The sequence below is a fragment of the Oceanobacillus sp. CF4.6 genome (genome assembly GCF_051262635.1).
Taxonomy (GTDB): domain Bacteria; phylum Bacillota; class Bacilli; order Bacillales; family Amphibacillaceae; genus Oceanobacillus.
In genome coordinates, this window is record NZ_JBIMEX010000001.1 from 634,096 (window position 1) to 657,056 (window position 22,961).

Consider the following 22,961-nt stretch of genomic DNA (forward strand, 5'->3'; position numbering starts at 1 on the left):
CTCATAGTCAAGTGGTAAAATAAAAAGCTAAGAAAAGGTGGATTTCCTATTCCTAACTAGCATGATAGCCACGTGGATAGTCCCCAAATAATTTATCTAAAATCCGAATTCAAAGAACTAAATGTAATCTAATAACGTTAAAAGGTAAAATATGTTGAATTTATGTTGGGAATTTGTCTTTTATCCTATAATCTAACCCATATGAGTGAACCAATAAGTAAAAATCCCTACATATTGCTAGCAACTTACCTAGCAATAAAAACCGGGTTGATAGGATACAAATCAGCTTTTATTGTTAAACAAGTAATTCATGATCCCCTCAAAAAAAGCAACATTATCTGTAACAACAAAAACTGGCAAAAGCATAATTGCTAAAATCACCGACACATTAGCTATAATAAACTTTACAAAGCCATTTGCAATTGTTTTCAATGGTCATTCCCCTTTCAAAACTGAAAAAACTTCTCTCATTCTTCTGCTAATGTTTCTGATCATTTCAATATCCATAACTTCAATTTGGCAAGGACCAATTCTTGAAGAAATGCAAACTGTTTTATACGTATTGCCACAGTAATACAAATACTATTAAATAAAACATCCCCAAATAAAATAGGATAACACCATTATACATGACCTGTTCTAATTTGTATATTTCGAATTATCAGATTTATGATAAAAATGTTCACAATTAGAAAAAGATAATGTGGACTTCAATCGTTTGGGGGCTTACTATTAGCAAATGAAAAAGTGCCCAGATCAAAGTATCTAAGCGCCTTAACTATATACTCAACAATTCAACGATGGATCGCCAAATTGAGGGAATGTACACAGGCGATTATTTGGCTGAGAAGAAAGGGATTGTACCATTTTTAAAAGTGGATAAAGGTCTTGCTGAGGAAAAAGATGGCGTGCAGCTGATGAAACCAATCACAAACCTCGACAAGACATTAACGCGTGCGAATGAACGTCATATTTTTGGTACGAAAATGCGCTCCGTTATTAAAGAAGCCAACCCGGAAAGCATCAAGGCAGTCGTTGACCAGCAATTTGAAATCGGAAAACAAATTATTGCTGCTGGTTTGGTCCCAATTATTGAACCAGAAGTTGATATTAACAGCCCAGAAAAGGAAAAATGCGAAGAAATTCTAAAAGCGGAGATCCTTCGTCATCTCGATAACTTGAATAATGATGAGCATGTGATGTTAAAATTAACAATTCCTACAAAGAAGAATTTGTATAAGGAGTTAATCGAACATTCGATGGTAGTTCGTGTCGTGGCACTTTCTGGCGGGTATTCCACAGACGTGGCAAATGAAAAACTAAAAGCAAATGATGGCCTCATCGCCAGCTTCTCTAGGGCGTTAAGCCAGGATCTCAATGTCAACCAAACCAATGAAACGTTTAATGCAGCACTGGAAAAAGCTGTGAAATCAATTTATGAGGCCTCTGTTTAGAATAGAGACATAGATTATAAGGTGCCTGTGCCCCACTACATTAAAGTGCTAAAGCAGTGGGGGACAGGCACCAGATTACTTGCTATAAATACATTGGAGCTTTTCTATGAATCAACGAATTCGAATGATTTGGAATCAGCGGACAACATTACCATTACGCCATGGGGGAGATTTATGGATTGCCGAAGATGGCAATGGCACTGACAGGATTATAGGAATCACACCGGAAGGAGATTCATACGTTTTCGCCGAAAATATGCTGAATAACTCTGAGTGGCTGGACCGACCTTTTCTCCTGATGGCCAAACTTTTTTCGTAAATATCCAATCGCCAGGTTTAACCCTTGCCATTTGGGGTCCTTTCGCACATAGAAATTCTGGAAACCAGCGTAGAATGGGACATGCAGCACCACCGAAAAATTATGAACCTAAAATTTCAGACAATCTTGCAGCCTTTGCTGAAATCCAAGGAATGTCAAACCTCGAAGTCGCAGCATACCAACGCCACGGTATCCCAATTATCTAAAAATAAGCACTAGAAGAAGCATGGGGACGGTTCTCATGCTTCTTTTTTATTTAGAAACGGATGTGATATTATAAATTTCCACGAAAAGCTTGATATGGTAGTCCCTTTCATTTTCGTTTAACTTGAATATATTAATACTGAGTAAGCTTACTTCAATTTATTTTGAGGAGTGTGAAAAGTATGTCTAACAGCACGAACAATTATGGTAGTGGATTTGCATTGATTGTTGTATTGTTTATCCTATTGATTATTATTGGAGCATCATGGCACTAAAATAAAAGTTAAAAAAAAGAAGAAGCTGGATTGCAATTCAGCTTCTTCTTTTTTGTATCCGTTATTGCAAAAACAAGAAAACTTTTTGAATTTCATTTAAACAAGCTATACCAAACTGTACGAAAAGCGAAGATTATATTACGGAGGATTGCTTATGGTGTCTGTTATATACAAATGGATTAGACTTAAACTGAATCACCGTTTATTAAACAATATTGGGGGGCGAGAGATTTTATCACTTGTCTCTACTCGATTGAACCTCATCTTCTTCATTATTATCGATATATAAACTTGAAATAAATATAGCAATTTTTGAAAGTTTCTCCACATCCAAATCAAGATTTTCCAAAAAATTAAAAGGTGATTTGGGTGGTCTAGACGTTGGTTGATCTTTCCTGATTTCTAATAAAATTTCATTCAATAATTGTTCTTGCTGTTCTATTTTCTCGTATAACTGTTCCGATGATTTATTCCCATCCGTTTGTTGATTAGACATTTTCCTTCTCCTCTTTTCTAATAAAATTTCATTCAATAATCGTTCTTGCTGTTGTATTTTCTCGTATAACTGTTTTGTCGATCTATCCTTATCCGATTGTTGATTAGACATTTTATCTCTCCCTTATTTTTAATAAACTGCCATTAAAAGACAATCTAAAATATGTTATGTTTACCGTTTGTTCGATGTATAGACAAACATTTAAACCTTCTTAAGAAATTGCTTTTATGCGTAAAAGAGGCTGCAAATGTTGGTCCTGAAAATAAAGTTTAAATATATTATAGATTTCCACGAAAAGCTTAATACGGTTGCCGCTATCATTTTCGTTTTACATGAATATATTAATACTGAGTAAGCTTACTTCAATCTATTTTGAGGAGTGTGAAAAGTATGTCTGACGGTTATGGAAAAGGAAATAAAGGATCTGGATTTGCATTGATTGTTGTATTGTTTATCCTATTGATTATTATTGGAGCATCATACGTCTACTAAAATAGAAGTTGACGTTAAGAAGAAGCTGAATTGTAATTCAGCTTCTTCTTTTACTTCCATTTTCATTAGCATTTTCTTACTAATTATCATCTGATTAACGCCGTCATTTTTTGATGACTTCGCGCATTTACTATTCAGGAACATGCCCAAAAAAGCGGGGTAAATAGCCGCCCGCCTTTCCAACTCTACCTATTTAAAAAGCTTGATCAACGCTCGGCACCACTTGCTTCCTCTTTTTCTGCCTGAAATATAATCCCCCATCTTCTCGAGCAATGCAGAGGTAGCTTTTGACATGATCCAGATTCACTACTTATTAATCCCATCTACTCTCTCCAGCAGCCACTCCGTAACATCCTTTTTATTTTAAATACCAATTAAATGTTTCGTTGGATATGTTTTATACTTAACGGTAGCACCTTTTTGTTTTAAAAATTGATAATTAATCCGAGAATTGGAAAATGTCCTGGATGAAGTGATTGCAATTAAAGATGGTTCTGTTGTCGGTCACCATAATGTGGAACAGCTGCGTGAGGGAAAGCATACGAACATTGTTGACTGGATGACGGATATATGCATACCTCTTTGGATTTCAATGACTTTATCTTTTGTAAGTTCAACAGACTCTACGACAAATTTCACTTCCATACCTTAATTATACTCCAACTTTTGGGACGCACCACAATTTCTTGTCCGTCTGCATTTCCTATCCCTTTATTACAATTCAAGGCATATAACTATAACATTATTCCAATTATTGTTACAATTTGATTATGAAGGCACAACGATTACAGTAGAGGAGTGGAAATGATGAAGCAAAATCAATTTGAAAAGATCAAAAACGGAAAAGGGTTTATCGCAGCACTGGATCAAAGTGGTGGTAGCACACCAAAGGCACTTGCTGCTTACGGTATTACAGATGAAGCGTTCTCCAATGAAGATGAAATGTTTGATTTGGTTCACGAAATGCGGACACGGATAATTACCTCGCCTGCATTTGATTCCAACCACATCCTGGGAGCCATTTTATTTGAACAAACGATGGATCGCCAAATTGAGGGAATGTACACAGGCGATTATTTGGCTGAGAAGAAAGGTATTGTACCTTTTTTAAAAGTGGATAAAGGTCTTGCTGAGGAAAAAGATGGCGTGCAGCTGATGAAACCAATCACAAACTTAGACAAAACATTGACGCGTGCGAATGAACGGCATATTTTTGGTACGAAAATGCGCTCCGTTATTAAAGAAGCCAACCCGGAAAGCATCAAGGCAGTCGTTGACCAGCAATTTGAAATCGGAAAACAAATTATTGCTGCTGGTTTGGTTCCAATTATTGAACCAGAAGTTGATATTAACAGCCCTGAAAAGGAAAAATGCGAGGAAATTCTAAAAGCGGAGATTCTTCGTCATCTCGATAACTTGAATAATGATGAGTATGTGATGTTAAAATTAACAATTCCTACAAAGAAGAATTTGTATAAGGAGTTAATCCATCATTCGATGGTAGTTCGTGTCGTAGCACTTTCTGGCGGGTATTCCACAGACGTGGCAAATGAAAAACTAAAAACAAATGATGGTCTCATCGCCAGCTTCTCTAGAGCGTTAAGCCAGGATCTCAATGTCAACCAAACCAATGAAACGTTTAATGCAACACTGGAAAAAGCTGTGAAATCAATTTATGAGGCATCTGTTTAGAATAGAGACATAGATTATAAGGTGCTTGTCCCCCACTACATTAGTGCTCAAGCAGTGGGGGACAGACACCAGATTTCTATAGTTATATTTCTCGATTATCAGCTCTAGCTTTTTTCGCTTTATTTTTATGTGCTTGATTTGCCTTTGCACTACCACTACCAATTTCTTTTGAGAACTCAGAATCTCGTTTGCTGGAATCAAAACCCTGCTTATTCTTTTGTTGTGGATCATTTTTCTTTGTTCTTTTTGCCATGTGATTTCACTCCTCATTTTCTTTAGTATGAGAAGAGGAAATGAAAATATACGCAGAACCCTTTTCAGTTAAAAGCATATGCGTTCACACTTGTAACTGTTTTTGCAAAGCAACAGGGACAGTGTACCTTGGACTACAATAAGATGGTCAGATTGGAACAGTGAACTGACCCCTTTGGCCCGCTTGAATCTCCTTTTTCCTATCATTTCATTTTTCCTGGCAACGCATGAATCGATTCAATCAATTGATTCAGCTTTTCCTCGACACGGTGGAGCAGATAAAATGTAACCGCGATTGGAAAGCCTACCTCAGTCATGAATGGTATCCAGGTTTCCATGTGAATTCCCTCCTTATCAAAACATGACTAGAGGCAAAGCCACTAGTCATGTTTTTTATAATAAAGCTCCATTATCCCTGAAGCCTTCTAATTTAATTAACCTAATTCAATATCTTCCACAATACGCTCAACCAAACGAGCGCTCTTCTTCTCAATAAGATCGCCGCCAGTGGATGTAAATGCATTCTGTGCAATGATCTCATCCATCGCTGCATGTACAGATGCTACATTGACAGGTTCAATAGGCTTGTCCAGTGAATACGTAACAATTTTGCCGTCTTGATTCGTAAATTTCATTTCTAATTTTTTCATGGTTAGCCCTCCTTTCTATTTAATAGACTCAAATTACTACGCCTCTCGAATATCTGCTGTGTCCTTACGATTAATGTTGTAAAGGGCACGCTCCTGTAGGTCTACTAAAGCTGTTGAAATTGCGTAAAGCTGATCTGCGGTTGCACTGGTTTTTACGTTGTTGAAACTTTTGGACTTGAAGATTGGTGAACCTGATTCAGAATCAATCCCATCTTGAAGTACCAACTGCAACGTTGATTTTGTTATATCTGCTACTGCCATGTTTCTCACCTCCCTTTCACAATTACAATCGAAATGAAATCAGATGAGGGGGTGTGAAGTGGAGAAATTTTTTAAATTTTATTGTTATATTTAGGGAAGATATGTGCCTGTTTCCCACAGCTTTACAGTACTAAAGCGGCGGGGTCACATCAGGCACTTGAATGCAAAATAAAACAGCATTAGAGAGCAATCCCTAATACTGTTTTAAAAAATACCTCATATTTATTTCCCTTTAACCATACTTGACATCACTTACAATCTCAGACAACAATCCTTTCAAATCCGTTATCGTATTCTGTATACTATCCAAACGAACTGTATGAACTTCGATGTACTTTTCCGGCTATGGTTCCCCACTACTTTACTATGTTAAAGCGATGGGGGGCAGGCACTTGAATTCATAAGATGGTCAGATTGGAACAGTGAACCTGTCCCCCTTTGGCTCGCTTATGGTAACTTTATAACTATACACTATCAGTTAAGTTGTACATTTTATAGTACAGCCTATAATACTCAGATGGGCTTCATTTCGTCTTCATACTCTTCTGCAAAACACATAAACCAATATCCCAATTGGTCGGTCTTAGCAATTGCTTCTCTGCATTCTCTTTTGCCGGATGAATCAAAATACCAAGCTTCAATTCTTTCAATTTCGTCACTAGCATCATAATACCTATATATCATTAATACATTTGACTTTTGGATTAAATTCTTATGTAGAACATATTCATTCAAAACAGGTATCCGTTCCATTGATTCAACATACTGAATGCCGATGACATTGTGAGGAAAGTATCCATCTTCCGTTTCTGAAAACAGCTTTTCAATTGTCTCTACATCCTTCCTCCACAAGCTCTCCCTCTCCAGATGTAATGCAAGGTACTGATAATTTACTTTATCCTCCCTTTGATCCCACTTCCACCAGGATAAATCCATCGGCCGCGATCTTCCTTTTAAACGATCGAATTTAGAATCCTCTATAAAGGCATGAAACCCAAGATATTCACCAAGAGTTGCAAAATAGTCAACTTCTCTTTTCGTTAACATAGATCGATTATGCTCACTAGACAAGTTCATTCTTCTGTAGTTTCGTACATATCCTTCAAAGTACTGCATTAAATCTAGATACTTTTTTCCCAAGATACTTGTCTCCTTCTCTTCTAGATGTTTACTATATTATCTTTTAATAATATTCTAACAAATAAACGATAATGTTGTATTAACAAACCGATTCGCAATCAATATAACTGTCTCTCATTAATACAATTGAAATGACCACCGCAAAAGTGGCATAATTATAAAAAATCTTTTACTCTGATTACAGCCAATGAAATGTACCACTCGAGACATGTTTTTTACCACCGGGTGACATAGATTGTACCAGTGAGTGACAAAGCCTGTACCACTTCATATGTTTTGTATAATTAATGAGCACGCCTAGTGGTGTGACATTGCTTATACAGGAGTGTTTTATATAATTAATTACCGAAAGATATTAGAACTACACGCTGTGGGGGATCAGTTCGAGGGGCATTATCGCAAGTACGGGGAACACTCATCAAAATATTTTGTGCATTACTAGCCAGTGGCTCTCTCCCCCGCACTTATTTTTAAATGGATTTAGATTTATATCAATGAATGGGATAGTGATAAAAATGGCATAGAAAAAAGGAGGTTAACTTCCTTTAAACTTACTTTGATAATAAATCTATTAAGTGTTCAATTTTCATAAACAATTCATCAAAAGTAATAACTATGACATTTTTTAATTCTTTTCTATAAAGTTCAAATGAATGTTTTAGGGCAGGATTATCCAATGTATCAAATCTTCCCGAGATTACTACACAGCTTGGATTTATTACATCAAAATCAAAGGGTTTCTGACTTTTGATGTTGTTAACTATTATTTGTGCATATTCACTTTGGAGAGATCCTTTGTATGTCAGCACCTGACTAACTGCACCAGCCAAATCCTTGTGTACAGAATGTACCCCTGCTCTATATTCAGTTGTATTTAACAAGGTAGTGGAAGGGGTTTTAATTTCTATTAAAACTGCATCTTTTGAAAATGGATTAGTGTACAGAAAGTCCACAACTTTACCTTTATCATTATTTGTGGTTTTCCCTCCAACATAAGCCTCATTATCAATAAGTACTGTTGGGTTAGAGAATATTTGACTTAAAATCCAAGTATTTTCTTTAAGTAAGTCCTGCCAAAACTTTTCAGAGCTATTGTTTTTATTTACTTCCCAAACAGATAGTATTTTTTTTAGATTTGCAATACCAACTAAAGAATTTAATTGATCTAAATCTTTTTCCTCTAACTCGAGAAATTTACCCACTATTTTTTCGGAGTTATCAGTATTTACAACCCACTCCAATGTTTGCTCCAATAGCTCCCCTTTATTATCACTTAATAATTGAGTGAATAGCTCATTATTCCCTTCAAACAAGTCAATTACCTTTTCAAGATCATTATTTTCCTTGAAGAAAGTGTAGCTTCCAAACTTTACTCCATATTCTTCATGAATTTTGTAATATTTTTTAATTTCAGTAAAGAGAGTGAGCATTTCTTCTGAGCCAATTGCAAGTTTAATCCACTCATCAGCTTTTAGTTTATTTAATTCTAATTCCTTGTGGTCCTCCCACTGGTCCTTACCTTTTTTCCTTTGAAAAATAAAACTCCCCTTTACAGCTGCATCAGAATTATTTTCGTTATTGACTATCTCCGGTCTAAACACAAGTTTTGTTGTAGTTGTTTGTCTGAGAATGATATCCTCTCCTGTCCCAGAATTTATTGAAGTTGTTTCTATTGAAATGGTCATCTTATTTCCCCCTTTTTATATTGCTACTATTGATAAATTATACCATTAATAGATGAAATTTGATGAAAAATTCCGAAATCTATTAAGGGATTATCTACAATACATGGAGGGAATATGACCTATCAGAGAAGGACTTTAATTCAGTTGTAAATTTATTAACAAAGCAATGGAGTGAATTAAAAGAGCTTTATATAAAGACAGCCATTGGACACGACAATTCCGATGGCTATTTATTATTGTGGGCTTTACTAGTCAGTGGCTCAAAACTTCGCACAGCCGGCTTATTCCGTTCGCAATACTTCAATGCTGACTAACTAATTGTGTAGAAGGAATCCCCACGGTTAAGTAAAATTAATCTGTAGAGTCCTTTTCGTTCAATGGTACACTCGTTGGCAATGAGTGGTACAATCCGTGGCAATCGCTGGTAAAAACTATGGCAGCAGTGGTACATTCCACACCCCCAATTCAATTCTAAATTCGATTGTTATAGAAAGAATTATATTTATATCACAATAATTCCAGCCGCATGTTTGCCCCACCTCCTACTTTTCTATAAAATAAAACTAACAACCAAAGGAGTGCTAATATGCCAACTTATAATAAGCTTGTTCGTGACCGTATTCCGGAAATTATTAAAAAGTCAGGTAAAGACCTACAAACAGAAACCCTTAATCAAGATCGTTATATTCTGGAACTAAAGAAAAAATTAAATGAAGAAGTAGAAGAATATCAAACAGCAGCAACGAAAGAAGATGCTTTGGAAGAACTAGCAGATGTATTGGAATTAATGTACGCCCTCACGAATGTTCATGGATATTCTATAGAAGAAGTGGAAAAAATCAGAGCTGAAAAAGCTGAAAAGCGAGGAGGCTTTGACGAAAAAATCTTTCTAATAGAGGTTAAAGACTAATGGCTGACATATCGCTGCATCTAATCTGCATAAACAATTAATAAAGGACATACAAAACTCTCTACCATCTATATTATGACTTCATTCATAAATCCATATTTCCAAAGCTCCGCGCTTATCCTTATCCTCAAGTTGGGAAACACCCTTTATGGGAGACATGATTCTACCTCAGGTTTCTTCTGGAAATCAGTTCGTCACATTTCCACCTTAGGATGAAGCTACCTAGTATAATTCCCATAACTTACAAACTAGCAATTCTATGATAATATCAATATATGAATTTCTAACCGACATTAGTAAAAAAACATTAACTTTGATATAATCTAACCTTGCCATAGAATTTAAATTGTAATTTGGATACCCAAATAAAAAGTTGAATTTCTTGAAATTTGATCTTCATCTTTTGGTCAACATGAGTTATAATGGTTAAAAAGGCGAAAGGGTGTTCGTATAATGACAAATCAAAATTTACGTGTCATAGAATTATTCGCTGGCGTCGGTGGTTTCAGACTTGGCTTTGAACAGGCTGACAAGGATTTTTTCGAAGTAGCTTGGACAAACCAATGGGAGCCAGGTAAAAAAGTACAATTTGCTTTTGACTGCTATGCGAGAAACTTTAAAGATGGAATTCATGTAAATAAAGATATAGCCACAGTGTCAGAAGAAGAATTTCAGGAATTGGCTCCTGATCTTGTCTGTGGAGGTTTCCCCTGCCAAGATTATTCTGTCGCCAGATCGCTTTCCGGCGAGAGAGGGATTCAGGGAAAGAAAGGCGTACTTTTCTGGGAAATCAGGAGGGTTCTTGAGAATACACATCCAAAGTACGTTTTGCTTGAAAATGTTGATAGGTTGCTAAAATCTCCTTCTTCTCAGAGAGGTAGAGATTTTGCAGTCATGTTGGCTACATTCAGGGACCTTAATTACAGTGTAGAATGGCGTGTAATTAACGCCGCTGACTATGGTTTTTCCCAAAGAAGAAGGAGAGTCTTCATCTTTGCATACAAGAATGATCTTTCTTTTGAACAAAGTCAACGATCACTTACTAAAGGTGAAATAGTTTTCAAAGATGGTTTCTTTGCCAAACCTTTCCCAGTAAAAGAGGAACCTTATAAAAACAGATTGGATTCAGTAGAATTGCCAATGGACATTGTGGATATTTCAGACAACTTTTCCTTTAACTTCCATACTGCAGGAATTATGCAAAAGGGTGAAATACTTACTGCTCATGTCGATCCGGTCTATCATAAACCGATACCACTTAAGGATATTCTTCTTGATGAAGAACTTATAGATGAAAAATTCTATCTTTCAGAGCAAGCCGAAGAAAAGTTTGCCTATCTGAGAGGTCCGAAAAAAATCGAAAGAACTTCCGCCACTGGTCATAAGTATTTCTTCTCAGAAGGTGGTATGTCCCCTACCGATGACTTGGATAAGCCTGGAAGAACTATGCTGACAAGTGAAGGAACTACCAACCGCAGTTCTCATATTGTCAAGGTAAATGGCCGTAAAAGATATCTCACACCGATTGAATGTGAGAGATTAAACGGCTTTCCTGATAATTGGACTTCCGGAATGATTGATCGAAACAGATACTTCTGCATGGGCAATGCATTGGTAGTCGGATTGATTGAAATAATAGGCAAACGTATCGAAGAAATAGAAAAAATAGACCAATCCACTGAAGTCCAATTAAAATTATCTTTCAACTGATACCTAGGTATCAGTTTTTTTATGGTAAAATTTATCATAAACTATAATTAACATGGAATAAAAAGTAAATGAGCCTATTCTTCACCGCATAATAATCAGAACGTAGAGACAGACTAAAAATTAGTAAGTATCAAAAAGAATTGTATGCTCTAATGAAGTCTCGTTTTAATTTAATTTAAAACCATAATTATCAACCGACTATTGGATAATTTAACAAATTAGTTGGGGCTTAATCCATAACCATCTACAACTGAAACATCTTGTATATTTCATCCAAGTCATCAGATGGATCTGGTATTAATACATCTCCTTCTATTGCTTCTAACATACGTTCTTCTTTTTCCTTTAACCGTATGTAAATCTTTTCATCAATAGTGTTACGTTGATATTCGTTTTCGTTTTCGAGCATGAAATAATAGTATTGAGTGTATTGACCATCTGGTAAACCTAGTCGATGTATCCGGTCTCTTGATTGAAGCATATGTGTAAGATTGAAAGAGTACTCAAGATAGATTGCATCATGACAATTTTTATGAAGTGATACCGATTCTGCTAAAGTATGAGGATTTGTAACAAGTACTTCAATTTCATCTCGTTTAAAAGCCTCAATAATACTATCGCGTTCATTCTGAGGGGTACTACCATAGATAACTGCCACTTTAATACCTTTAGCACTAAGCTCACGGTACACTTTATCAATTGTGTTAACAAACATACACCAAATAATTGATTGTTTATTTTCGCGGTACAAATTTTCGACTAATCCTAACGCTTTATGGAATTTAGATGACTCTGTTACTCTGCTAATGATATTCATCTCTTCTTTGCTAAATATGGCTGTATCGCTTTGCAACTCATTATCCAAGTCTTCTAAATAATCTTCTCCATACATTTCAATAAAATCTATAGATTTTAATAACAGCTCTGGATTAGTAGATGCCTGGATTAAACGGATGTATAAATGGAATGGTGAATTACCATATTTACGATATAACAAGTCTATAATTTCCTGTTCTTCATAAGTCATCGTGCATTTAATAATCATATCCTCATTTACTGCTGGTACTTCAAGCTGTTTCTTATTCGTACGCCAAAAGAAGGGATTTAGTTTCTCATTAATCGCTTTCACTTCCGTAGGGCCTGGATTCTTTAATTCATTTAGCTGAAAGTTAAAAAACATATTATATTCTTCCATATACAAGATATTTAAGAAATTGTATATATCTTGATAAGTATTAGGAATCGGGGTTCCTGTTAATACAAATTTATATATTGGCTTTTCTGAGATACGTTTCGCAACCTGTGCCCGAACACTTTGTACTCCTTTTATCTTATGAACTTCATCAAATACAAGTATCGTCCTACCATCAATAATATCTAACAAAGCAGACTCATATTTTCCCAGTGATTCATAATTAATGAGGATTAAGTTCTTACTTCCCCCATTTAGACGTAACTGTACTTCAGCAGACTCTTCCTCATGAATATCGAGAACATGGATATCTTTCTTATCACCGAAATTTTCCTTGAATTCAAGCTTCCAAGAGAGGAATGCATTTTTAGGGCCTATCATAACAATTTTATCTACCTTATTTATTTCCGGTGCATTTAGATAAGCAAAAGCACCATAGACCATTGATGTTTTCCCTGCCCCAGGCACAGAAAAGTTAGCCGCTTTTTGCATTTGAATCATGTAGAATGCACTCCACATTTGTTGCTCTCTTAACGTTCGTTCCAACTCATTTGAAACAACTGCTTGAAATTTTTTATAGTCAGTGATAACACCTGGGTCCCTATTTTTAATTAATAATCCGTATTTAGACCGTTCTTCAATCCAATAAGAATGTTGGTCAATAAAATCGATTAGTCTATTACTTACTACAAAAGTAAATTTTTTCTTAGTGGAGTACTTTTCAAGTGTCTTTATAACCTTTTGCATATCTACGTAGGTTAAATCAGAACGAAAATTAGGATAACCACCCTCATAGTACCGTTTTAATTTTCGTGCTAAGGTGAAGTCATCGGGATTGATTTGATAAGAGTCTAAATTATCTTGAAGGACTAATTGATTATCCTCTATAGTTAAAATCAGAGCATCCTCTACAAGCATTTCGGTATCCACAATAATTCTCCCCTTATCATACTCCATAATTTTTTTCTTTACGACTTCATTAATTTCTTTAATAAAGATATTTTTATCCTGCATCTTATCGTTCCACAGTAAATTAAACTCACTTTGTGCTTTTTCTAACTTTTGCATATCAAACCCTGATGCCAACCAAGATGTAGTTATATCAAATCCTTCATAATTATGCATTATTGCAGCATAGGTTTCATTATTAGACCCTGTAAAATAGATAACATTTCCATCCTTATCAGTGCATAAACCAAATTTTGAATGGAACAATCCATTTTTTTTGAATCCAATTTTTATGTCAACAATCCCCTTTGCGATAAGATGGGCAAGATTGAAGAAGTTAATATTCTCATCAGGTGACAAATCCTCATCTAATTTCTGCAGCAATTCATTTTTAATTTCGCTTCTAAGTGAATAGCCTTGTTTAATTAAATCAAAATCCTCTTCACTGATATCCTGGGATATAATTAAACGAAAATGGCCCCCATTCTTAGCTAATCCGCTAAGACCCTTGGCATATGAAGAAAGAGCTCTAGAGCTGAAATAACCACTTACACGATCATATCTGATGGAATTAGACAATACAGGATTATAGAAAGCTTTTACGGTATCACCATCTGTAGTGTAATAACTTGGTCTTATTGCTAATTCCTTAAACATCAAGCTTTTCCCCTAACAAAGTTACTGTTGATTGGATTTTCTCCAGAAGTTCCTTGAAATCCTCTTTATTGTTATCCCCCATTCTGGATACCGCAGATGTATCAATAGTGTCCAATGCTTGAAATGAACGCTCCAATAAATCAACAGGCTTATTTCGTGCTGCATCGATTCGATTTGCTTCAATCTTTTTTTCAATTATTTGATTACTCTCTTTTTTCAATTCCTCCTTAGCACTAATTTTTTTGTTAATCGTAGATATATCGACGACATCTTCTTCCTGTAATGTATCATATACTTCTTCGATAACGTCTTCATATTCATCAAGGAAGTCTTCAGCATTTTTTGTATTAATGATTTCTCTACCAATTTCACGAATACGCCTTGTTAAGTCACCTTTATTTGAGGTTAGAAGAGAAGCAAAGAGTGCATTTTTCACATCCTCTTGTTGATCCTCACTATTACGTTTAAGTATAACCATCACTTCTTGTAAAGGACCATCGAGATTCAAATCACGAGCAATATAGTACTTTCCTTTTGCATTGATAAACTCCAGAAACTCTACCATTAGAATAGCCTTGTCCCTTAATTTCTCAACTTCTTTATCCCTTCTATTGGTATTATGAGCATATTCCTTTACTGTGAAAGTTCCCGTTTCAACAATATCTCTATACACGTCCACTAAGTTATCGATAGGATTATAATCGACTGGTCTCTCCTCTCCATGTTGTAAATTTAACTCTAAACTTTTAATATCTCTTGGGGTGATTCCTTTTTCAGTATCTAGAATAACAGCTTCAAAGTAATAATCTTTTCCTTCCTCTTCATGCAACTCACGGAGACAAGTAAAGCGACGATTGCCATCGATTATCCGCCCGTTTTGCAAGACTACACCCGGTAAGCGTTGCCCAAATGCTTTAATATTTTTCTTTGTGTTATTAAATGCTTTACTGTTTGACTCCACAATAAATTCATGGACAATACTATTGTACTTTTCTTTATCGTCCATATTTAGTGGACCTTTCTCATCCAAATATTTACTAATGTATGTTGCGATACGTCCATTTTGATCATTATAAAATAGAAATTCTAGTGGTATCTGATAAACCTTATAGTTTTCTGTTTTTCCTTTAATAGTTAACTTTCTGGTTCCCGAAGTCTCTGATATTTTCTTTTTAATTAACCCCAATAAATTAATCTCTTCCATTATTCATATACCTCCTCAAAAAAATCCTCTTTGTCAATATAAAATTTGTATAATTCTTCAGAATAGAAAACATCCTTTTGTCTAAGCGTATATATAACCTTGGACATGTCTAACATGATATCATATACATCTTTAATATCATCAATTAAGTCCTCCAATTTAACAATACGCCTTTCTGACACGTAATCAAAAAGAAATTCTTTTAACGATAAAATATGATCAGTTCTTTTAAAAATATAACCAGTAGAAGTCTGAATAGCTCTAAATTCTTCAAACGCCCATATTAAACGCTCATAAAAAATATCAGAAAATCCTAATTCATCTAATAGGTTTTCAAAACCTTCCTCCCTGATTGAGAGTAGTGTAAAGTATTTATTTTCATCCTCATCGATAAACTCCAACAACGAGCGCTTATAATCCATTATATTGTCTATCGTTATGCCTGCTTCAGAAAGCTTCTTATATGTAATATAAACATCCTTTTCCACTTTAAAAATTTCAAAGCTTTTTTCTAAATTATAGACTACAGAACCAAAAGATTGTGTTCGGTATACTGGAAGGTGTTCATTGATAAAGTAATCCTTGGACAAAATCATGCTGCGAAAATAATCATCAACACTATTATACCTTTCACTTAAAACAAAATTACTTCTGATTTGATACCCCACTTTTAAAAGAGTCATATTATTAATAAACTTTTCACCAAATCCATCGCCTATAGACCTGCCTATTTTCTTTACTTCTTCCATTGGATATATAGGTTTTACTAATCTATTTTTCAAGTACTTATATTCTTCAGTTGATAACTCCACGTAGTCAGTTTTAATAATATCATCGTGAAGGTACTCATTTAAATAACCAATTATATAACTACTTAACGAATCTTTTCGCAAACCATATATTTCATCAATACTTTCTAAAAATTCCTTTAAAGGTATAGGAGAATATTTTATAAATAGCTTTATTAGAAAATCCTTCTTACTTATATTTCCAACCGTAAATTCTGGCATTCTCTTATAATAGATATTATCTACCTTTATCAAACGCCGGTACAAATTATGTAATTCATATTCAGTACGAATATCAATTTCCTCCATTAACTCTGGTGATTCTCTGAAAAGTTTCTTCATACTATAAACACCTGAGTCAAGTTCCAAAAGCCCTGTCAGTTCATCCATTAATCCATTTGTAATTACATCAAAATCATAGTAACGATAAGTATTTCCCTTTCCCTTAATACTAGTTTGACAACGATCACTTATTCCACGTATGGAGGATTCCTCAGAAATATAGGATTGGGGTAGATTGTTCTTAATTATATATTCATTGAATTTCTCGATTATCTCTGCATCCGTAACAGCATCTAGAGCATATTTAAAAACTACTTCTTCAAAGATGCTCATTTTAGAGATTTCCTTAATTTCACCCTTTTTGCTAATAAAGCAACTATAGTATCGTAAAATAATCCTACGCTGCACTTCCGTATAATTCGGGTTAAAAACATCTTCCAGAATCGATTGATTTCCTTTTTTAAACTTTGTATTCAAATAGTTATAGACTTCTATTGGCTCTTCAAACATCTTATTAAATAAGTCTTGAGAAATATCAAATTTCTCAAAGACTGCCCGATATCGTAAATCCTCTACAAAAACTGGCATTCTTTTAATAACTCTTTGTTCAATATTTCTTATTCCCTGACGAGAATACAGAAAGTCCTTGGCCAGTTCGGATAGGGATTGACCTTGTAAACGCTTGACGAAGATTTCCTTATCTTTAAAATCATTCCCTAAATAATCCATTAACCTTGGATGGTTCCTTTTTACAATTTGAGAATCATATACTATAAAATTTATAGTATGTAACTCTTCTAATATTGAATGTAAATCATTTTTATTTATTTTAATGTGATTCTGAGATAACCTTTCTTCTATTTTATCAACAGAAATCGTTTCATCTAGCTGCAAATTAGATAAAATATTTAATGATGATTCCTTTAAATTCCTCCGTGATACTCTTCCCTTAGTTGTTTCAATCTTTTCAAACGCCGTAATTATTTTTTTATAGATACTTTTACGGTTACCACCCATCATCTGATTGAGTTTTTCTATAGTCAGTTTGTCTAAATCACAATAACTTATATTAAAATCTACTAAACTATTGATAATTGAGCTTGAAAGTCCCTCATGTGCTAGTTGATAGAGATTGTCTTTCTGCTCTTCATTTTTTATATATGGGAGCGTTTCAGTTATTTTTTTAACTAAAGCAGGTTTATGAACTAATAAATCGTTAATTTTTTCTGTTTTTTCTTCAAAGTCTTTTATAGTAAGGCCAGCTTTCACTAGTTTTTTGACCAGGTTTAATGATATTCCATAAATGGTCAGGACATATAGACTATACACGCAGCATTCACCTTTTCAACTTATTTATAAATTTCTGTAAAGTAACCTTCCTTATCTTCAAATAATTTAAGAAGATCTTCTGAGTAAAAGTATGTTGTATTTTTCATCATTCGTATTGCATAATCATAATTAATGACTAATTTACACATTTCCTTTGCTCTTTTAATAAGACTATCCACGGTAATAGATTTATCATTCCCCATTAAATAAGCTGTTAAATCACTTATTGTCACTTCTTTTTTCGATTTGACAAATACAACTTTGTTAGCCAATTTGACATATTTTAATCGTCCTGGACGCATAAGTATACTCTCATAAAATATATCGTCAAACCCATACTCCTCAAGTTCATGACTGAATTGAGTTTCTTCTAGAGAACGTAGAGTAAAGAACTGTCCATTTTTTACAAATCTCTCTACATGTTCTTTATAGCTAATAAGATTCTGTTTTTTTACCCCGCCTTCAAGAAGGCTGTTGTTAGTAATATAAAGTTCGTCTTCAATTTGTAATATCTTGAAGTCGTTCTCATAATTATCAATTTTACGTTTTACATAGGTAGTTTCAAATACGGGATTTTTCGGAACTCGAAAATAAGCGTCTCTAAAAATGACATCATTAATGTATTGATCAAGACTTTTAAGATGGTTCGAAATCACAAAACGGTTATCCAGTCTGAAGTCGAGTGCAGAAACTAAATTATGAGTAACATCAAGTTGTGAAAAACCTGGAATTATTTGTTTTGTTTTTTCGATAAATTCCTCTACAGGATATACCTGATTATCTAATTTATTACGTAATAAATTTAATTTATGAGCAGGGAAAGTTGATTTGCTTTCAGTTTGTTTTGCTTTACTCCACTTAACATCAGGTATATCTTGAAGGATAGTTGCAATATAGCTATTATTTAACCAATATGCCTGCTTTGTAATCATCTGCCCATCCGGTAACTCTACTTTATCATTACCATCTTTTCCTTTGGGTCGAATATGGGCTACATTGTTATCCATTTTTTTTGGAAGATTGTTTGTCATTGATATTTTATTGCCTACCTTCTTTTCCTTAAGCTCTACACCCTTCGAAAGAATTTCCCTAGTATTCTTCCAAAGTTTTTTAACATCAGCATCCAATGTTTCCTGTGGCATTTTCCAAATCTTAATTCCCTTAAATATTAGGGTACGTTCTTCTTTGATTTGTACATATTGAAAGACCACAAATAAGAAAACAGTTTCTGTAAATTTTTTTCTTATCTTGCTGTCTTTCCACTCCTCTTCAACCATCTCAATAAAATTAACTTGCTCAAAAGACATAGACTCTCTTGGTTTTCCATTTGATTCTAAACGTATTGTTTTAAGAGATAATTGATTTGGCAAGACTAGATTTGATAGTTGCTTTTTATTCAAATTTTTGTAATCTAACATTCTGTTGACAATAGTTACAATTGATGATTTTCCAGTAACCAGTTCGGGATTTACGCTAACCATATTGGATATGTCTTCGAACGAAAGACCAGTAAACTCATCAAATTTTTTTAATATATCGTTTTAAATTTTCTTTTATCATATGACAAAATGATCACCCTATTTCTATAACACACAAATAAACATCATTGTTGTTAAATTAGTTTTCTCTGAGTTTCAGCTATTAGACTACATCAAAAAATCTTTGTTCACTAAGGATATTTCTACTAGTTTAACTTTTATAAACTTTATTTTCGTAATATTATTTTGTATCTATGATATCAAATAATATTGTTAAGTACTATAGTGGTATGCTACAAAATTGTGTTTTTAACTACCTAGTTACGGAAAAATTCAATTTTATTGTGAATAATTTCTTTTTTATCTTCTCATTAACTCCCTCTTTATTAGATAACTTATTGCCAAAAAAATAACCAAACTCTAGATTTTAACTCTTACTTTCTCGAAGTATAGTACTATAACTAAAGCATCCTTATTTGGATGCTTTTCTAATAGTATTTTCGGATGTTTTCTTTGATGAGAAAGCCTTTAAGGTTGTAGTAGGATTTTATATTAAAACAATCTGCTAAAACTTACTAAACATGACGCTCAATTGTATCGGAATTTTAGAACAGCTACTACCAAATGCGCAATATTAACAAACGGTATTATTTATCGCTTATATACAGATCTTAAAAAAGTGCCTGTCCCCCATTGCTAGGACAGGCACTTTTTCCTTATTGCTTTAAAGTATTAAAGCGGGTTCGGCACTTTTCTTTCTTTCTTATTAGTATCAAAAAAGAAGTGTCTGTCCCCCGTTGCTTTACAGTATTAAAGCAACGGGGGGACAGATTCAGTGATGTATGATGTTTTCTCTCGTTGCAATTCCCTTCAAAAGCACCCCCAGAATGATATGGCAATATAGTTACTTTCGTTGTTTTTGTGTTAGATGTGAAACTACTTTCTCCAGTAGTCGTTATCTTTCAAATCAATTCCAGTTCCATAACAATAGAAATCTTGGTATCTTCATATCTATTTGTATTATATTACATTACTGATTTTGGCTATTTCATCCCTATCTTCTAAGAAACGAATACTAATATCTTAGAATAATTATGCTATTCAATATGTAACTAAATTTCAGGAATAATCTTACATTTAGTAAAGTGTAAACGCTTACTAAAATTAGTATATTATCCTAAAGGATAGTAAGAAATTGAGAAGAGAACTATATCATATTCTTCAACTTTAGAATCTTACAATCCCATTAAATTAGGAGGTGATCCAATGTTTAACCTTCCAGCAGAAACTTTTTGGCTTTTTATTCCGTGGCCATTTATTTGGATGGCTATTGGTTTGTTTATGTATTTTAAATTAAAAAAGGAAGACCGTTATGAAGAGGAAATAGAAAATAACAAGTAAAAGATTAATTTGAATGAGGAGTTGACCGTATGAACATTGAAGGAATAATCTTTATTATTTACTTACTGATTTTATTAGCAATAGGTTTATCTTTTTCATTAAAAGCAAGTAATTCCGTAGATGATTACCTTCTTGGGGGTAGAAGTTTAGGACCTGCTGTTACAGCATTAACGATGCAAAGTACATCTATGAGTGGATATATGTTTATGGGCGGTCCTGCTCTCGCATATCAACAAGGTTGGTATGCGATATGGTATGCAATTGGGGATGCTGGTGGCTCAATTATTAACTTATCGGTACTCGGGAAAAGAATGAGAAGGATGTCAGAACTACTAGGTGCCCTTTCCCCTATTGAATATCTTGAAAAAAGATACGAAAGTACTGCAATAAAAGTCGTTGCATCTTTGATTACAGTTGTATTCTTATCAGCATATGTGTTTGCTCAATTTATTGCAGCTGGAAAAGCTTTAGAAAGCTTGATGGGCTTTTCTTATGAATGGTCATTGATATTTGGTGTAGGGGTAATCATTATCTACACGGTAACAGGTGGATATCTAGCGGTTGTATGGACTGACTTTGTCCAAGGAATTATTATGGTCCTTGGTATATTAGGAATTACAATTATGGCTTTCATAAAAATTGGAGGACTTTCTGGTTTAAATGAGCAATTAGCTGCAATTGATCCTACTTATTTAAGTATCTGGGGGAAAGACTTAGCGTATTACGGTCAGTGGGGAATGGTACTCGGAGCAGTATTAATTTATGCGATTACGTATATGGGATTGCCACATGTTGTGGTTCGTCATATGTCTATGAAAAGTACAAAAACAGTTAAAAGTGCCATTCTTATTTCTACTTTCTGGAATCAGCTATTTGTATTCTCTCCATATATTCTTGGTTTTGTCGCTATTATCATGCTACCAAATTTGGCAGACCCTGAAATGGTTATACCAACACTTGCTTACACATTTTTTCCTGGGATATTTGCAGCAATTTTATTATCCGCAATAATGGCGGCTATTATGTCCACTTCGGATTCCATTTTGATGCAAAGTGGGACAATCTTATCAAGAGATATTTATCAACGATTTATTAATAAAAACGCAAGTCAAACGCAAATGATTCGAGTCTCAAGACTATGCGTACTGGCTGTTGGAGTGATAGGAATTATTGTAGCGATATATCAACCACCTTCCGTATTTGCCCTAGTCATATTTGCTACCGGGGTTCTTGGAAACAGTTTTATGGTCCCATATGTTGCTTCAGTCTATTCGAAGACCGCTAATAAAGTTGGTATTTTAAGCTCCATTATTGCCGGTGCATCAACAAATATTATTTGGACGTTAGCTGCACTTGATGTAATAACTGCTATCCATCCGTTTTTAGCAGGATTAATTGCATCTATTATAGCTATGTTAATTGGTAATAGATTTGGTACACCTCCTTCACCGGAAACATTAGCCATTTTTGAAGAGTCAAAAGGTCCACGAAATATTCCGAGAACGATTGAAAAAAATATTTCTCGTGATCTAGGGCCTGAAGCGAAAAATATATCAAAAGTCTTCCAAGATAAATTAGGGGTTATAAAATAATGAAAATTAATACATTGGAAATGTCCATTAGCGAAAAAGAAGTAATCTATTCACTGGGAAAAATGCAGTCTAATATATCCTACTCCATTAATAATATTGTATTTTATCCATATTTCTTCTTTGAATATTCTTTTGCTAGAAAAAATCCGATATCTCCACTGAAAGGAACGGTTGGTTGCACAATTGATGGTCTAAGTGGTGTAACAGCATTGGCAGATAAGCGTCCTGATTTTACTACTATTGATATTTTAAAAAAGGAGCTACTTCCATTAGAGTTACAAGAAGATAATGCACAGAAAATTGCTATTGAATTTTTGTTTCATACTATATCAAGGAAAATAAAAGTTTTGTCGTCACCAAAACTAGAGTTAAAAAGCAGTCAACTATTTTATCGCTCCTATTGGGTTGTTAATGGACATCAACAAGGAAATAAAAATTTCTCATTAATTGTCGATTCCATATCAGGGAAATATCATCCTTTAACCACATCTTAAAACAAAATGAATAAAAACTATTTTTTTAAGTAGTCGATACTTTTTATACAGTCTAT

23 protein-coding genes and 1 pseudogene are annotated in these 22,961 nt (G+C 34.1%); 12 read left to right on the forward strand and 12 right to left on the reverse strand.

Going from position 1 to position 22,961, the window contains the following annotated elements; translation table 11 throughout:
* Positions 1–282: 282 nt before the first annotated feature.
* Positions 283–432, reverse strand: a complete 150-nt coding sequence (locus ACHABU_RS03415; RefSeq protein ID WP_435762236.1) for a hypothetical protein — start codon at positions 430–432, stop codon at positions 283–285.
* A 350-nt stretch (positions 433–782) separates the two neighbouring features.
* Here ACHABU_RS03415 and ACHABU_RS03420 point away from each other — a divergent pair.
* From ACHABU_RS03420 to ACHABU_RS03435, 4 genes and pseudogenes are all read left to right on the forward strand, one after another.
* A pseudogene (locus ACHABU_RS03420) lies at positions 783–1,454 on the forward strand (fructose bisphosphate aldolase); the annotation flags it as partial.
* 106 nt (positions 1,455–1,560) lie between these two features.
* Complete coding sequence (locus tag ACHABU_RS03425) at positions 1,561–1,773, forward strand: alkaline phosphatase PhoX (RefSeq protein ID WP_435762238.1); 213 nt, start codon at positions 1,561–1,563, stop codon at positions 1,771–1,773.
* A 74-nt stretch (positions 1,774–1,847) separates the two neighbouring features.
* Entirely contained in the window at positions 1,848–1,979 is a 132-nt protein-coding gene (locus tag ACHABU_RS03430) for a hypothetical protein (RefSeq protein ID WP_435762240.1), read from the forward strand.
* Between the two features lie 180 nt (positions 1,980–2,159).
* A complete protein-coding gene (locus ACHABU_RS03435) occupies positions 2,160–2,252 on the forward strand; it encodes a YjcZ family sporulation protein (RefSeq protein ID WP_435762242.1) in 93 nt (30 codons plus the stop codon).
* A 235-nt stretch (positions 2,253–2,487) separates the two neighbouring features.
* Here ACHABU_RS03435 and ACHABU_RS03440 read toward each other — a convergent pair whose 3' ends face one another.
* A complete protein-coding gene (locus ACHABU_RS03440) occupies positions 2,488–2,859 on the reverse strand; it encodes a hypothetical protein (protein ID WP_435762244.1) in 372 nt (123 codons plus the stop codon).
* Between the two features lie 279 nt (positions 2,860–3,138).
* Here ACHABU_RS03440 and ACHABU_RS03445 point away from each other — a divergent pair, with 279 nt between their 5' ends.
* The 3 genes from ACHABU_RS03445 (at position 3,139) to ACHABU_RS03455 (ending at position 4,932) form a co-directional block, all read left to right on the forward strand.
* The gene (locus ACHABU_RS03445; RefSeq protein WP_435762246.1) at positions 3,139–3,240 is read left to right on the forward strand and encodes a YjcZ family sporulation protein; all 102 of its coding nucleotides are present in this window, start codon (positions 3,139–3,141) and stop codon (positions 3,238–3,240) included.
* 472 nt (positions 3,241–3,712) lie between these two features.
* Positions 3,713–3,892: a hypothetical protein gene (locus ACHABU_RS03450; protein ID WP_435762248.1), complete on the forward strand. Its 180-nt coding sequence runs from the start codon at positions 3,713–3,715 to the stop codon at positions 3,890–3,892.
* Between the two features lie 155 nt (positions 3,893–4,047).
* Positions 4,048–4,932: a fructose bisphosphate aldolase gene (locus ACHABU_RS03455; protein ID WP_435762250.1), complete on the forward strand. Its 885-nt coding sequence runs from the start codon at positions 4,048–4,050 to the stop codon at positions 4,930–4,932.
* A gap of 82 nt (positions 4,933–5,014) precedes the next feature.
* Here ACHABU_RS03455 and ACHABU_RS03460 read toward each other — a convergent pair whose 3' ends face one another.
* The 6 genes from ACHABU_RS03460 to ACHABU_RS03485 form a co-directional block, all read right to left on the reverse strand.
* Entirely contained in the window at positions 5,015–5,185 is a 171-nt protein-coding gene (locus ACHABU_RS03460; RefSeq protein WP_379494846.1) for a hypothetical protein, read from the reverse strand.
* A gap of 202 nt (positions 5,186–5,387) precedes the next feature.
* Positions 5,388–5,522: a YvrJ family protein gene (locus ACHABU_RS03465; RefSeq protein WP_435762252.1), complete on the reverse strand. Its 135-nt coding sequence runs from the start codon at positions 5,520–5,522 to the stop codon at positions 5,388–5,390.
* A gap of 96 nt (positions 5,523–5,618) precedes the next feature.
* Positions 5,619–5,834, reverse strand: coding sequence for a DUF2922 domain-containing protein (locus ACHABU_RS03470; RefSeq protein WP_435762254.1), 216 nt, complete (start codon positions 5,832–5,834; stop codon positions 5,619–5,621).
* 36 nt (positions 5,835–5,870) lie between these two features.
* Entirely contained in the window at positions 5,871–6,095 is a 225-nt protein-coding gene (locus ACHABU_RS03475) for a DUF1659 domain-containing protein (protein WP_435762256.1), read from the reverse strand.
* A gap of 513 nt (positions 6,096–6,608) precedes the next feature.
* The gene (locus ACHABU_RS03480) at positions 6,609–7,235 is read right to left on the reverse strand and encodes a hypothetical protein (RefSeq protein WP_435762258.1); all 627 of its coding nucleotides are present in this window, start codon (positions 7,233–7,235) and stop codon (positions 6,609–6,611) included.
* A gap of 551 nt (positions 7,236–7,786) precedes the next feature.
* Positions 7,787–8,920 (reverse strand): Shedu immune nuclease family protein, encoded by a 1,134-nt coding sequence (locus tag ACHABU_RS03485; protein WP_435762260.1) that lies wholly within the window; start codon positions 8,918–8,920, stop codon positions 7,787–7,789.
* Positions 8,921–9,506: 586 nt separating this feature from the next.
* Between ACHABU_RS03485 and ACHABU_RS03490 the strand changes: the two genes are divergently transcribed.
* Together ACHABU_RS03490 and dcm are read left to right on the forward strand one after the other, a co-directional pair.
* Complete coding sequence (locus tag ACHABU_RS03490) at positions 9,507–9,830, forward strand: nucleoside triphosphate pyrophosphohydrolase (RefSeq protein ID WP_435762262.1); 324 nt, start codon at positions 9,507–9,509, stop codon at positions 9,828–9,830.
* Between the two features lie 453 nt (positions 9,831–10,283).
* Entirely contained in the window at positions 10,284–11,540 is a 1,257-nt protein-coding gene (gene dcm, locus ACHABU_RS03495; protein WP_435762264.1) for a DNA (cytosine-5-)-methyltransferase, read from the forward strand.
* A 244-nt stretch (positions 11,541–11,784) separates the two neighbouring features.
* Here the strand turns inward: dcm and ACHABU_RS03500 are convergent, their stop codons facing one another.
* Genes ACHABU_RS03500 through ACHABU_RS03515 form a run of 4 tightly spaced genes read right to left on the reverse strand, consistent with a single transcriptional unit; the run spans position 11,785 to position 19,421 of the window.
* On the reverse strand, positions 11,785–14,337 hold the full coding sequence (locus ACHABU_RS03500; protein WP_435762266.1) for an SNF2-related protein: 2,553 nt from the start codon (positions 14,335–14,337) through the stop codon (positions 11,785–11,787).
* Entirely contained in the window at positions 14,330–15,541 is a 1,212-nt protein-coding gene (locus tag ACHABU_RS03505) for a ParB/RepB/Spo0J family partition protein (RefSeq protein WP_435762268.1), read from the reverse strand. The genes ACHABU_RS03500 and ACHABU_RS03505 overlap by 8 nt, the downstream gene beginning before the upstream one ends.
* The gene (locus tag ACHABU_RS03510) at positions 15,541–17,940 is read right to left on the reverse strand and encodes a hypothetical protein (RefSeq protein ID WP_435762270.1); all 2,400 of its coding nucleotides are present in this window, start codon (positions 17,938–17,940) and stop codon (positions 15,541–15,543) included. Before ACHABU_RS03510 ends, ACHABU_RS03505 begins: the two co-directional genes overlap by 1 nt.
* Before the next feature lie 20 nt (positions 17,941–17,960).
* A complete protein-coding gene (locus ACHABU_RS03515; RefSeq protein WP_435762272.1) occupies positions 17,961–19,421 on the reverse strand; it encodes a MutH/Sau3AI family endonuclease in 1,461 nt (486 codons plus the stop codon).
* A 1,263-nt stretch (positions 19,422–20,684) separates the two neighbouring features.
* Between ACHABU_RS03515 and ACHABU_RS03520 the strand changes: the two genes are divergently transcribed.
* The 3 genes from ACHABU_RS03520 to ACHABU_RS03530 are packed head-to-tail and all read left to right on the forward strand — an operon-like array spanning position 20,685 to position 22,905.
* Positions 20,685–20,819 (forward strand): hypothetical protein, encoded by a 135-nt coding sequence (locus ACHABU_RS03520; RefSeq protein ID WP_435762274.1) that lies wholly within the window; start codon positions 20,685–20,687, stop codon positions 20,817–20,819.
* Positions 20,820–20,848: 29 nt separating this feature from the next.
* Positions 20,849–22,411, forward strand: coding sequence for a sodium/proline symporter (locus tag ACHABU_RS03525; protein ID WP_435762276.1), 1,563 nt, complete (start codon positions 20,849–20,851; stop codon positions 22,409–22,411).
* On the forward strand, positions 22,411–22,905 hold the full coding sequence (locus ACHABU_RS03530) for a hypothetical protein (RefSeq protein ID WP_435762278.1): 495 nt from the start codon (positions 22,411–22,413) through the stop codon (positions 22,903–22,905). Before ACHABU_RS03525 ends, ACHABU_RS03530 begins: the two co-directional genes overlap by 1 nt.
* Positions 22,906–22,961 lie beyond the last annotated feature (56 nt).